This window comes from Spirillospora sp. CA-108201, assembly GCF_050936235.1.
Lineage (GTDB): Bacteria > Actinomycetota > Actinomycetes > Streptosporangiales > Streptosporangiaceae > Spirillospora.
Genome location: NZ_JBNJNE010000001.1, coordinates 1,526,289 through 1,538,719 on the forward strand (window position 1 = coordinate 1,526,289; position 12,431 = coordinate 1,538,719).

The window sequence follows — 12,431 nt, forward strand, 5'->3', positions numbered from 1 at the left end:
GCAGCCGCACTTGGCGATCTCGGTTCGGTGACGGAGCCGGACGTGAGACGGCCACCGCTGTGATCATGAAGATGTGCATGGACGACATGACCGGCGGAGGCCGTGACCGTAATGGAGATCGACCCGGCCGGGTGGGTACGGCGGCTGGATGAGCTGTTCGGCGAGGTGGTGGCCCCGGCGGTGTTCCGGCGGGAGCCCAGGTTGCGGGCCCGGGCGTATGTGCTGGGATTGCTGAGCGGGCTGGAGCATAAGAACGGGTGGTCGCTGGCGGAGTTCGCCGGGGACTCCACGCCGGATGGGATGCAGCGGTTGTTGAACGCTGCGGTGTGGGATGCCGATCGGGTGCGGGACGCGCTGCGTCGCGTGGTGGCCCGGCGGATCGGCTCGGCCGATGGGGTGCTGGCGGTCGATGACACCGGGTTTGAGAAGACCGGCCGCCGGTCGGCGGGGGTGCAGCGGCAGTACACCGGCACCGCGGGGAAGATCACCAACTGTCAGATCGGGGTGTTCTGCTCCTATGTCGATCCGGGCCGGCATCGGGTGCTGATCGACCGGGAGTTGTATGTGCCCAAGTCCTGGTATGCCGCCCCGGATCGGCTGGCCGATGCCGGAGTGGACGATGACCTGCGGTTTTCGACCAAGCCGGAGCTGGCGTGGGTGATGATCGAACGTGCCGCCGACGACCCGCTCTTCCTGTTCGGCTGGGTGACAGGGGACGAGGCCTACGGTGACAACGGGCCGCTGCGCACCAAGCTGGAGCGCCGCGGGCTGAACTACGTCATGGCGGTGTCGTGCGATCACCACCTCACCCTGGCCACCGGCAAGATGCGGGCCGATCATCTGGCCGCGGACCTGGCCGCCGACGCGTGGCAGCGGTACTCGTGCGGACCAGGTTCCAAGGGCGAAAGGTGGTACGACTGGGCCTGGATCCACCTGGACGAGCACCATCAACTGCTGGTGCGCCGCAGCGTGTCCGACCCCTCCGAGCTGGCCTTCTACCGCTGCTACAGCACCGGGCCGGTGACATTGGGCGAGCTGGTGCGGGTGGCCGGATCCAGGTGGAGCATCGAGGAATGTTTTCAGGCGACCAAGAACGAGGTCGGCCTCGATCACTACCAGGTCCGCAAGCGCCTGGCCTGGTATCGGCACATCACGCTGGCCATGGTCGCACATGCTCATCTGGCCCTCACCGCGGCGGCGGCGCAGGAAACCGAGCCGCCGCCCGGCCCTGATCCTGGTCTCGGCACCGAAACGGGCACTGACCAGGGCGAGCACGAGCTCGCCACACAGGGGGCCGGCAGCCTGTGGACAACGAAACGCCCCTCCGAATCCGCGTGACGAATCGCTCACCGTCGATCACCTCGGAGACGACGAGCTGATCCCGCTCACCGTCAACGAGATCCGCCGCCTGCACGCTCTGGCCCACCAACCCCAGCACTCCTGGAATCACCATCTGCGCTGGTCACACTGGCGACGCCGCCACCAACTCCGCGCCCGCCGATGCCATTACCGGCGACAACGAACCCGAGATCACTAACTGCGGCTGCCCTATTAGTCCTCCTCGTGCCAAACGAGGTCGCTTACGGCGGCGACCGGCTCCGCACCGACGCCATCGCGGCCAGAAACGCCGGGCATTGCAGTTGATCGCCGAGGTCGTGGCCGCGGCAGTCGATTGCGCTATCCAAATGTGGCTTCGGGGTGGTGGATGGGCCATGGATTTCTTCCTCGATCGCCGCCCTCACCCGCAGGCACAGGGTGAGCGGGGTGGCCGTACGGACCGCGCTGCACGACCTGCTTCCCGACCAGAGCGCCCCCGCCCGCTCAGTCGGGACGATTGAGCAGACAGGACGACGGTGACCTGGCCGAATGAGGTGGCCCTGATCTCTGTCAGGCGGAGAGGTCCAGGTCGAGGCGGCGTCCCATGTCGATGGTGCCGTAGAGGTTGGCGTTGGACCAGAACAGCGGGGACAGGCCGCGTTTGTCGGCGTCGGTCATCGTCTGCTGCCAGGCGGGATCCTTCAGGACGGACTGGACGAGCAAGGTGTTGATGAACACCGGCGCGGACTGGAGCAGATGCAGGCAGAGCATGGACACCTCCTGATGCTCCTTGTCGCTGCCGGGGATGCCGGCGCTGCCGTAGAACAGGTCGGTGTTGGCGGAGTTCGAGTTCTCCACGACCCGTGCGGACCCGAGCCTTGTGTGCCCGGCATCCGCCTTGGCCTCGGTGACCAGCGCCCGCAACGTCGTCTCCCCGCCCGGCACCGCCGGGAACACTACGTGGCGGACCGTGCCCTCCGGCGCAGCCAGCGACGCCTCTGCGATCGAGAACAACTTCTCGGTCTTGCGATGCACTTTCTTGGCCTCGGCCTCGACCGCCTTCTCGACCTTCCGTTCCGCCCGTGTGTTGATCTTCGACACCACGGTAGGTGTCAAGTCAAATGAGACAGGGGTCAGTGATCGTTAAGCGGCGTCTTCTCCCTGGTCAACGCTGGTCTGGGCGGCGGTGTCCTGGCCGGGCCGGTTGATCCACGCGACCGCGGGGAGTTTGGGCAGCGCGGGAGCCCGGGTGAACCGCCGTGGGTTCGCCGCACGGAACGCCTCGATGGTCTGGCCGCGCCTGTCCTGGATTGCGGGCGCGGTGCCGACATGGACCGAGAAGGGGACGTGCAGTCCGATCCCGGAATGGTAATGCTCGTGGTTGTAGTAGTTGAAGAAGTGGTGGCAGAACGTTTCGGCCTCGTCGATCGACCCGAAGTTCTCCGGGAAGACGGGACAGTACTTCAGGGTCCGGAACTGCGCCTCGCTGTAGGGGTTGTCGTTGCTGACCTTCGGGCGGGAGTGGGACTTGATGATGTCCAGGTCCGCCAGCAGGTCGGTCACCGCCTTGGACGTCATCGAGGTGCCGTTGTCGGAATGGATCGTTCCCGGCACGATCCCGCCGTTGGCGGCAAACGAGTTCTGCATGAACTGCTCGGCCAGTTCTCCGGACTCGCGCGGGTGCACTTCCCAGTGCACGACGCAGCGCGAAAAGATGTCGAGCATCACGTACAGGTCGTAGAACCTGCGGGGACCGGGGCCTCGCAGCTTCGTGATGTCCCAGGTCCATATTTCATTAGGTGCACGGGCGACCAGGTAGGGCTTCTTCCCGGCCTCGTGGCGGGCCTGGGCGCGCCGCTCGCGGACCTGGTCACGCAGCCGCAACTCCCGGTACATCGTCGACACCGACGCCAGGTAGACGCCCTCGTCCAACAGCGCCGCCCACACCTGGCGGGGCGCCTTGTCGGCGAACCGGTCACTGTTGAGAGCGGCCACAAGTTCGGCGCGCTCACCGGCGGTCAGTGCATTCGGCGGGGACGGCCGCACCGCCGCTTCACCGCTTTCGGGGGACGGCTTCCGCCGCCGGTAGAAGCCCGAACGCGATAGGCCCGTCAATGCACACGAGACGGTGATCGTCAGATGCTCGGCCAGCAGGGCGAAGGTGTCGGCCCGGCAGGTGTTCACGAGTTCTCGGTGTCCGCGCTCTCGGACATCGTTTCCAAGAGCGCGATACCTTTTCCCATGATGTCCAGGGCGGCCTCGGTCTGCTTGAGTTTCTTGGCCATGGCGGAGTTTTGCCGTTCCAGCCGCGCTTTTTCCTTGCGCAGCTGATCCAGTTCTACCTGCTCCGGCGACTTCTCCTTCTTGGGCGTCGGACGGGCCGATCCCGACGAAGTCAACTGCCCGGCGTCGCGCTGCCGGCGCCACGAGGAGATGCTGGATTCGTACAGGCCCTCACGGCGCAGCAGCGCACCCTTTTCGCCGGTCGGGGCATTGTCGTACTCCTCCACCATCCGCAGCTTGTAGGCGGCCGAGAAGGTCCGCCGCTTGGGTCGGCCGGCTCGGGGGCCGTCGTCGGGAGGGAGGTCGTGGCTGGTCATCGTCACTCGGCTCGGTACCCGTTCTCGCCCTGCTCATGTCAGTTAGGGATGTTTGTCCCCTTGTGTCCCACCTGAGCCTGACACAGAGGGATACGGCGTTCGGAGCGGCGGCGGTTGCGGTCGTCGCACTCGGCCATGAGCAGCTCGGCCAGAAACCCGCAGTGGGTCATCTGGTCGCGGACGGCGGCCTCGGCAAGTTCGGGGAACTTGGCGCGGACGGTGGGCAGCCTCAGCATCCGGCAAGCGCTGTCCACGGCTGTTTCGGCGGCCTGTTCGGTCAGTCCGCGGTGACGGTTGATGGCGGTCATCGGGCCTCTTCCTGGCTGGTCGGTCCCTGCCTCCCGGGCGGGCGGCGGCGCAGGAGCTGGTCGTAGTGGGCCACCGACGGCAACGGCCGCCGCTCGGGCGGCAGTTGCGCCAGCCGCCGCTCGGTGAGCGAGGTCACCGTCGCGGCCTTGGCCGGCGCCGCCGCTTCGGGGGCGGGGACGTCGGCGGAGTCGTCGGCCTCGGCGGCTTTGCGTGCTTCCAGCGCGACCGCGTCGGCGGTGGGCGCCCCGGCCCGCAACACCGCGGCGATCCCGGCGACGATGTGACGGCGCGCCCTCATGCCACCGTGACCCGAACGTGACGGACCGTAGGCATGATCGGACGTCCAGCATGATCGGACGATCTGCGGAATCGGGAGCGGGAGGAAGCCTTGGGACGCGCGAAGACCACCGGCTACGGATGGGTCGGTTCGGTGCTGCCCCTTCTCGCCTTGGTCCTCGGAGGTTCGCTCGGTATCGCGGCCGGCGGCTGACTGGAGGTCGAGGACGTCTTCGGGCCGCCCGCCATGGGCGTCCTGGCCGGCGAGGTCGCCGCCGCGGTGGTGGTGTTCCGCGTCGGCTTCCGCAAGAACAGCTCGTGGACGCCCGAGGGGCGGATGTGGACGAGGGAGCACAGCTATGGCGGCCACGGCGTCCAGTGGCTCGGCGTCACCGTCGCCCTCGCCATCGCGACGGTCCCCTTCTCCATCACGTTCGAGAAGCTGACCGCACCCGGGCTGAACTGGGCGGGCCTCGTAGCGGCGATGGCGGGGACGGCCGGCGTCAGCCGCCTGATCTACGTGAAGACCTGTGTACCCGTCATCGACCCATAAGAGCCACGGCCCCCGGCGCGCCTGCTTCTCCGCTCTCGCCGAGCACCTGCCCGTCGTCACCGCAGACCGCGGAGCGGCCGGGCTCCCCTACCGCCAGCCCGCGTGAGATCTCTTCCCGCTCGGCGCAGGAAAGGTGCGGAGCAGAGTGTCCCCGGCACCACCGCGGCCGCGATCCAGGTGGAGGAGATCCTTGATGCACACCCTCTTGCCAGGGTCCTGATCTCGATGTCCGGCCTCGGGATCAGGACCAGCGCACGGATCCTGCTGGAGATCGGTGACATCTCCGCCTTCGCCACCCCGGGCACCTGGCCGCCTATGCCGACCGCGCGCCCGTCACCCGCCGGTCCGGATCGTCCAGCAAGGGCGAACACCCACCCCAGGGCGGAAACAAGGCTCTCAAACGCGCCATGTTCCTGGCCGCGTTCGCTTCCCTCCGACTCGCTGAGCAGGGCTTACTACGACAGGACGAGGGCCGAGGGCAAAAAGCCCAACGCCGCCCTCATCTAATAAGGGGTGTCGCGTCGAACGCCTGTCGCATATCTGGTCCTCTGCCTTGCCCGCCGCCGCAGCGCTCGGGATCGAAGCCGGGTGGCCGGCCTCCGGCGCGACCGCCGTTGCGGCGATGCTGTTTCTGGTCTTCTTTGGCCGGGATGCCGTACGGATGCGACGTCCGCGCAGGTAGCTACGGTTGGCGCGGGAGGAGTAGGCCTTGTCGGCCAGCAGGGCGCCCGGGGTGCGCCGCGGACGGCCCGACGATGCGGATCTGTTCCCTGAGCGAGGTGAGCCGTGGGCAGTCGGCATGCTGCCCGGGCGAGGTGAGCCGGGCGATCGGGCGGCACCGCCGGTCGGCGATCAGATGAATCTTGGTGGTCCAGCCGCCCCGGGACTTGCCCAGCGTCTCCCGCCCGGTCTCTTGCCATTCGTTTTGTCCCCCTGTGGGGTCATCAGCGGCCGGGGCCTTGCGTGCACCGGCCGCGTGCTGGTGAGCGCGGTTGATGGTCGAGTCCGCCGACACCGTCCGGTCCTCGCCCTCACCCGCGTCGCATCCGGCGCGCAGCCCGTCCCAGGATCGTGGTCCGCGTTCCGTCCAGTGACCAGCGCCGATGCCGGTTGTAGACCGTCTTCCAGTTCCCGTAGCACCCCGGCAGGTCCCGCCAGGGCGGGCCGGTCCGGGTCCGGACTCCCGTCGATCACCATCCGGTGGTCAGCCCACCGGCCGCCCTGCCGTGGCCGCCGCACCAGCCGCACCCGCCGCCACCAGCCGCACCGCGTGCGGCCGCACCGCACCCCACACCCCCGACGCGCGTGGTCGAGGGCAACAGAGGTTCCAACTGCGCCCACTCCGCATCGGTCAGAACGTGTCGCTTGAGCAACTCCTCGTTCACGACACGTAACTATCAGGCCACCCCGAGATCAGGAGCCTGACCAACGTCCCTGGGCAGTAACACCTAGGACCTGTCCCGTGAATTGTCTGGTCTTGCTTCATTCGTTGTGGAAGTCGTGACTTAGCTGTGCATTGGTCGCTACGATCCTTGAATGATCATGAGCGCAACGATTCCCAGTGATTCCTCGATCTGTGACTTTTCCGTTGTGCACCATGCGGGGAGTTCCCTGATCGTCTGCGCGGAAGCGTGGGGCGGGGTGTGGACATGGTCTCCGTCGACCGGGGCATGGGTGGCGCGCTCTCTCCCGTACGCGCACGCGGGGGATCCGGCCGTCGCAGAGTTCCCCGATGCTGAGAACGTCATCGACACGGTTGCCGCACTTTCCGTTGACGGTGCGCTGCTCTTGGCGGCCGGTGGAGACGAACAGGAACCAGCTCTGTGGGATCTCGGCAGCTGTTCCCTCCGGTGGCGGGCACCACTCAACGGCGCCTACCTCGCCGATGTCATCGCGCTCGACGGAGCGGTCGTCACCGCACAGCAGTATTCCGAGGAGGTGCGGCTCTGGTCGCCGACCGGCGCGGACACACTACTTGGCGAAGTGAGCCGGCTTTCCTGCCTTGGGGCGGCGCGGGTCGGTGGCCGCCGCCTGATCTTGGCGGGCGGGTCCGGAGTCGAAGTGTGGGACGCCGCGACACCTGCCAAGATCGGCTCCTTCTATCCGTACGAGGGACGGGTATGGGCGGTGACGGCCTGCGCTGCCGCAGAGCGTACGGTGATCGTCGCTGTGACCGAGTTGGGCGAGTTGTACGCCTGGGCTCTTGGTGCCGAACCAGACGAGTTGTTGTACGGACCGGTCGCCGCCTCGGGCGGGTCTCTGGAGACGGTGGCGGTGATGACGGTTGACGAGCGGCCGCTGGTGTTGACCCCGGCCCAGAACTCGCTGCACCTATGGGACGCAACCGACGGGACCAAGGTCGGCCAAGTCAACGCGCACGGGCACGGCATCACGACCATGGAGTCGACGATCGTCGATGGTCGACGGGTTCTTGTTACCTCTGGGAGCGACGGCGTACTGCGAATCTGGGACGAGTCTGACCTTGCCTAGGCCGCGCCACTGGCATCGACCAGTGCGCCATCGACGTCGCGTCGATCCGGATCTGGCTGCCATGACCCCGTCACCTGATCCGCGGGACAGGCCCTAGCAGCCCGTCCTGGTCACGGCCGGTCTCACCACAACGCACAAGCGCCGCGAGCACCCGCCCTCCAACGCACAGCTTCGCCCACACGCCCACGAACGCACCAGCCAGCAGTTTGTCCCGCCATCGTCGAGAACGGTGACGTGCAGGCCGACCGATCCACCGATGCCCACACCTCGACCAACCGACGGCGGAACACTTCGTTCGCGAGGACGGAGTAGAGGTTGGCCCGAAGGCGGCCGGTCCAGGTCGTCCGCGTCCAGCCCGCACACCTGCGGCCGGCGCGTACGCCGAGGGCGGGAGGTCGCCGTTGAGAGTTCGAGGCGGCCCGCGTCCGAGCGGCGGTTGCCCTGACGGAACCACCTGGGACGGTCCTTCACAGCTCCGGATGACGTAACGGAGCCGTCCAACCGCGCTTTGCGTAGGGGATGAAAACCCAAACCGCAGGATGGTTCACCATGCAGAACACATCGAGCACCCCGCAGGAAGGGGAGCCGCAGGCGCCCCCTCAGGGAGGGGAGCCGCAGGCGCCCCAGCCCGAGGAGCCGCTGAGGGATCCGCTGGAGGTCAAGCCGGGCGAGGTCAACCTCGACCCCGACAACCCCTTCGGGCAGTGACCGCGAAACCTGCTGGCCTATGACGCGCCCGTAGGTTATCGAGGCGGCCCCCTTCACCGGGGGCCGCCTCTTCATCTTCCGGGAATGGGAAACGAGGCGCTTGCGCATCACGCACCCTGATCGATGGGGCCGCCCGTAAATCATGCTGGACGGTCTCTGCGGCGTGCTGTTCGGCGGCTCGGGCCCGTTCGGCGAGGGTGGCCGGCCACCACGACGACGTTGTGGCCACGGCTACCTCCCAGGTAATCGCTCTGACGACCGGACGCCCATAGCGTCGAGGTCGTCAAGGCAAGTAACCCCGGAAAGAGGACTCCGATGACCAACACGGCCACGAGACACAACTCCGCCGGCCTGTTCGCCGATGCCCGCCGGCTGCTGCGTCTGGCGCTGCGTGCGGACGCGATCGTGACTGGTGCCAACGGTCTGCTCTACCTCGCTGTTGCCGCTCCGCTTCAAGACCTGCTCGGACTCGACGCCACCACCGGACGGGCACTGGGGGCGTTTCTCCTGGTGTACGCCGCCGCCGTGTGGGCCATCTCGATGCCCGCCCGGCCCAGGCGGGTCGCCGTGACGACCGTGGTCGAGGCGAACTCGCTGTGGACGGTGCTGAGTGTCGTCACGGTGGTCGTGGGCTGGTTCTCGCTGAGCACCGTCGGGGCCGTGTGGGCGGTGCTCCAGGCCATCGTGGTCGCCGGCTTCGCAGCGCTTCAGTACACCGCGCTACGCCGCGCCCTCTAACTGACGCCCAGTTCAGCGCTGCCGATGCGCGTCGACGAGCATCGGTGCAACCTCGGTTGTGCCGGCGCACCTGGATGGGCGTGCGCAACTCCCGGGCGTGCGTACTGATCTTGTTGGCGGCGATATGGAAGGAGAACCGGGCGGGACACCCAGAAAAGGCGGACCGGTGAGTGTTGGCTGACGGACGCGGGTGGTGCTGGTGGGCGGACAGCCGGGTGCGGTCTGGCGGACGGGGGAAGTGCCCGTCGCGAGACGGCGAGGCCCTTCTCAGTGATCAGATCGAGGCCTGGTCTCCTTCGCCCAGGAGTCTTTTGGTGATGGACTCCAATCGTGCCGCGTCGGCCCGGTCGAAGGACGGGCCTGTCAGGCTGAGCCGCCGGCCTTCGGAGAATGCGCTCAGTGGTTCGTCTGGCGGGCCGTCGATGATGTCGATGATCGGGGCGATGCCCACCGCGACCGGTAGCCCACCGGCCTTCATTCGCTCGACCTGGGCCGCCGTCTGCGGGTCGAACTCTCCCGCGAGGTTGCCCGCCACGTTGCCGGGGAACGCGAGCGCATAGCGGATCCGGCTGCCGGGGTGAGCGTCGGCGTAGGAGACGCCGAGCAGGTCGTTGAGCTTGCCGCCCTGGAACAGGGCCTCGAAACCGTCGTAACCGTGTTTGAGTTCGAGGTCGTCCCAGTGGATCCGCCCGACGGGCACCCCCGGCCCCGCGACGTTCACGATGACCGGCTCTGGGGCCTTGTCCAGGAGGCCGGCGAGGCCGTGCCCGAGCAGATAGCGGCTGAGGTAGTACAGGGCGAACTGATGCTCGACGCCGTCTGAGGTCTCGCGGCGGTACGAACGGAAGAAACGGGTACACAGGACGAGCGCGTCGATGGAGGAGAACCGGGTCGCAATCTCCTTGATGACCCGCTCGTTCTCGCGGATCAGGCTGAGGTCGGCCAGAAGAAACTCTCCGCCGTCCTTGACGAACCTCTCCCCGTTGGCAGGGTCGTGGCCGATGGCCAGGACGTTGTCGCCGCGCTCGATGTAGGTCCGGGCGACGGCTTTCCCCAGACCGGCGGTGCCGCCCGGGATGACGATGTTCTTCATGCTCGCTCTCCCTGTGACCGTGACTTGAGGGTGAAGGTGAGCGCGGCAGCGAGGACCAGGGCCGCGGTGATGACGTACATGCCGACCGAGATCGCGGAGCCGTAGCCGCCGTCGTCCACGGCCGCGAAGAAGACGCCGCCCATGCCGGCGACGCCCAGCGTGGCGCCGAACTGCTGGCCGGTGCTCCAGATGCCCGAGGCGGAACCGGCGTGCTCGACGGGGATGGCTGCGAGGAAGAGCGTGGTGAGCGGTGGCATGATCAGGACCGTTCCGACGCCGAGCAGGAACAGGCCGGGCACCAGGGCCCAACCGGTCGTGTCCGCCGTACCTGACTCGGCGGCGACCAGTACGGCGGCGCTGCCCGCCGCGCCCGTGAGGGAGCCGACCAGGATCACGCGGTAGCCGAAGCGGTGGGTGAGACGGCCGACGAATGAGGTCAGGACCAGCGCTCCGGCGATGAGTGAGATGGTGACCAGCCCCGCGTCGAGGGCCGAATAACCCAGGCTGCTCTGCATCCACACCAGGATCATCAGATTGAAGCCGCTGAAAGCCGCGAAGGCGACCAGTTCGACGACCAGCGCTGCGGTGACGACCCGCTTGCGGAACAGCTCCATGGGCAGAAGTGCGCCCGCCCTGCGCTCCGGTCGACGATTCTCGACGATGGCAAGTCCCCCCACGGCCACGATGCCTGTGATCAGGCAGATCCAGATCCAGGCAGGCCAGCCGAAAGTGCGGCCTTCCAGGAGCGGGAACACGATGGCGACCAGCCCGGCGGCGAGCACTCCGGCGGCGAGCCACCGGGGGCGTACGCCGCCGGCGACCCGGCTCTCGGGCACCAGCCATGCCCCCAGGGCGACCAGCGCGACGGCGACCGGCACGGTGACTATGAAGATCATGTGCCAACCCAGCCCGCCGAGATCCGCGGTGACCAGCACGCCGCCGAGCACCAGCCCACCCGCCTGGGCGACCCCGGAGACCAGGCCGAACATGCCGAATACCGTGCCCCGCTCGCGTCCGCTGAACATGCTGTAGAGGATGCTCATCACCTGTGGGGCGATCGCGGCGGCGGCCAGCCCCTGAGCCGCACGCGAGGTGATCAGCATCTCCACGTTGTTCGCGAGGCCGGACCACAGGCCGGTCACGGCGAAGGCGGCCACTGCGCACAGGAAGACCCGCTTGCGGCCCAGGAGATCGCCGACCCGGGCGAATGTGATCAGCGCTGCGGCGAACGCGAGCAGGTAGGCGGCCGAGATCCATTCCAGGTCGGTGGGATCGGCTCGCAGATCTTGCTGGATGGCGGGCAGCGCGACGTTCACGATCGTGACGTTCAGCAGGTCCAGCATGAAGGCGATGATCAGTACGACCAACGCCGCCCACCGGCGTGAGTACGGTGCGTTGGTGCCTGGCCCGTCCGATAGCGCGGTCTCGGTGTTCATTCAGCGAGGCCCTCCCGGACCATTGATGACGGACCGATCGGTCCCGTATTGGCGGACCGATCGGTCCGCGCTCTGGGGGCATCGTTCTTGCTTGAGCGCCGCCCTGTCAACTCCGACAATCCAAACGGACCGATCGGTCTGATATCGTGACAGCATGGCCCGAAGGCCCTCACCTCAAGCGCGCGAACGTATCCTGGACGCTGCGACCGACCTGTTCGATCGGTACGGCGTGCACGCCGTGGGCATGCAACGGGTCGTCGACGAGGCCGCCTGCGGAAAGAATCTGCTCTACCGCGAGTTCAGCAGCAAGGACGAGCTGGTGGTGGCCTACCTGCGGCGAGGCAGCACCCGCTGGGACGCCACGCTCGCCCGCGCGCTCGCCGCCGCTGCGACGCCGGAAGAGCAACTCGTCGAGCTGGTACGTATCGTGGGAGAGGACGTGCCGGGCACTCGGGGCTGTGGCCTGCGCAACACCCTCGCCGAGTACCCCGACCGCGACCATCCCGCACATCGGTTCGTCGTAGAGCACTTCGAGATGGTCCGCAACCAGCTCCGCGACCTGGCCGCGCGTACCTCCACGGCCGACCCGGACCAACTCGTCGACCGGATCCTGCTGATCATCAACGGCCTCTACTCCCCAGATTGCGTCATTGCCGAGGAGGGCAGAGCCGCGACGGCGGCGGTACGTCTGGCCAGAGAGGTCGTGTCGTCCTGACCAGCTCCAAGGTCGGCTGAAGCGCCCCGGTTTCGATAGAGGCTCTGTGACTGTGGCCTGCGGTTCTGTGGTGTTCTGACGGTAGTGGAGGGCCTCGTATTCGTCGGGTGGTACGTGGCCGGTCTCACCGTGGAGCCGCGTGGTGTTGTACCAGTCCACGTACTCGGCGGTGGCCAGCTTGACGCCGTCGGGTTCT

Annotated in this window: 12 protein-coding genes and 3 pseudogenes; 7 read left to right on the forward strand and 8 right to left on the reverse strand. The window is 67.6% G+C overall.

Annotation, left to right across the window (positions count from 1 at the left end; genetic code table 11):
* Positions 1-111: 111 nt before the first annotated feature.
* Positions 112-1,224, forward strand: a pseudogene (locus tag ACQEU6_RS07440) (IS701 family transposase); the annotation flags it as partial.
* A 663-nt stretch (positions 1,225-1,887) separates the two neighbouring features.
* On the opposite strand, the gene ACQEU6_RS07445 reads toward ACQEU6_RS07440, so the two are convergent.
* The 5 genes from ACQEU6_RS07445 to ACQEU6_RS07465 are packed head-to-tail and all read right to left on the reverse strand — an operon-like array spanning position 1,888 to position 4,524.
* Entirely contained in the window at positions 1,888-2,421 is a 534-nt protein-coding gene (locus tag ACQEU6_RS07445; protein ID WP_499329996.1) for a Tn3 family transposase, read from the reverse strand.
* Positions 2,422-2,460: 39 nt separating this feature from the next.
* Positions 2,461-3,501, reverse strand: a complete 1,041-nt coding sequence (locus ACQEU6_RS07450; protein WP_499329998.1) for an IS3 family transposase — start codon at positions 3,499-3,501, stop codon at positions 2,461-2,463.
* Positions 3,498-3,917 carry a transposase gene (locus ACQEU6_RS07455; RefSeq protein ID WP_499328555.1) on the reverse strand — a complete coding sequence of 140 codons (420 nt, stop codon included), beginning with the start codon at positions 3,915-3,917 and terminating at the stop codon, positions 3,498-3,500. The genes ACQEU6_RS07450 and ACQEU6_RS07455 overlap by 4 nt, the downstream gene beginning before the upstream one ends.
* A gap of 38 nt (positions 3,918-3,955) precedes the next feature.
* Complete coding sequence (locus ACQEU6_RS07460; protein WP_499330000.1) at positions 3,956-4,225, reverse strand: hypothetical protein; 270 nt, start codon at positions 4,223-4,225, stop codon at positions 3,956-3,958.
* A complete protein-coding gene (locus ACQEU6_RS07465) occupies positions 4,222-4,524 on the reverse strand; it encodes a hypothetical protein (protein ID WP_499330004.1) in 303 nt (100 codons plus the stop codon). Before ACQEU6_RS07465 ends, ACQEU6_RS07460 begins: the two co-directional genes overlap by 4 nt.
* Positions 4,525-4,749: 225 nt before the next feature.
* Here ACQEU6_RS07465 and ACQEU6_RS07470 point away from each other — a divergent pair, with 225 nt between their 5' ends.
* On the forward strand, positions 4,750-5,055 hold the full coding sequence (locus tag ACQEU6_RS07470; protein ID WP_499330008.1) for a hypothetical protein: 306 nt from the start codon (positions 4,750-4,752) through the stop codon (positions 5,053-5,055).
* Between the two features lie 162 nt (positions 5,056-5,217).
* Positions 5,218-5,559, forward strand: a pseudogene (locus ACQEU6_RS07475) (transposase); the annotation flags it as partial.
* Between the two features lie 527 nt (positions 5,560-6,086).
* On the opposite strand, the pseudogene ACQEU6_RS07480 reads toward ACQEU6_RS07475, so the two are convergent.
* Positions 6,087-6,221 (reverse strand): annotated as a pseudogene (locus tag ACQEU6_RS07480) (transposase); the annotation flags it as partial.
* A gap of 370 nt (positions 6,222-6,591) precedes the next feature.
* Here ACQEU6_RS07480 and ACQEU6_RS07485 point away from each other — a divergent pair.
* The 3 genes from ACQEU6_RS07485 (at position 6,592) to ACQEU6_RS07495 (ending at position 8,991) form a co-directional block, all read left to right on the forward strand.
* Positions 6,592-7,545 (forward strand): WD40 repeat domain-containing protein, encoded by a 954-nt coding sequence (locus tag ACQEU6_RS07485; RefSeq protein WP_499330010.1) that lies wholly within the window; start codon positions 6,592-6,594, stop codon positions 7,543-7,545.
* A 549-nt stretch (positions 7,546-8,094) separates the two neighbouring features.
* On the forward strand, positions 8,095-8,253 hold the full coding sequence (locus ACQEU6_RS07490) for a hypothetical protein (protein WP_499330012.1): 159 nt from the start codon (positions 8,095-8,097) through the stop codon (positions 8,251-8,253).
* A gap of 315 nt (positions 8,254-8,568) precedes the next feature.
* The gene (locus tag ACQEU6_RS07495; protein ID WP_499330015.1) at positions 8,569-8,991 is read left to right on the forward strand and encodes a hypothetical protein; all 423 of its coding nucleotides are present in this window, start codon (positions 8,569-8,571) and stop codon (positions 8,989-8,991) included.
* Between the two features lie 274 nt (positions 8,992-9,265).
* Here ACQEU6_RS07495 and ACQEU6_RS07500 read toward each other — a convergent pair whose 3' ends face one another.
* The gene (locus ACQEU6_RS07500; RefSeq protein WP_499330017.1) at positions 9,266-10,084 is read right to left on the reverse strand and encodes an SDR family NAD(P)-dependent oxidoreductase; all 819 of its coding nucleotides are present in this window, start codon (positions 10,082-10,084) and stop codon (positions 9,266-9,268) included.
* A complete protein-coding gene (locus tag ACQEU6_RS07505; protein ID WP_499330019.1) occupies positions 10,081-11,520 on the reverse strand; it encodes an MFS transporter in 1,440 nt (479 codons plus the stop codon). Before ACQEU6_RS07505 ends, ACQEU6_RS07500 begins: the two co-directional genes overlap by 4 nt.
* A 154-nt stretch (positions 11,521-11,674) precedes the next feature.
* Here ACQEU6_RS07505 and ACQEU6_RS07510 point away from each other — a divergent pair, with 154 nt between their 5' ends.
* Positions 11,675-12,235, forward strand: coding sequence for a TetR/AcrR family transcriptional regulator (locus ACQEU6_RS07510; RefSeq protein ID WP_499330020.1), 561 nt, complete (start codon positions 11,675-11,677; stop codon positions 12,233-12,235).
* The last annotated feature ends 196 nt before the right edge of the window (positions 12,236-12,431 follow it).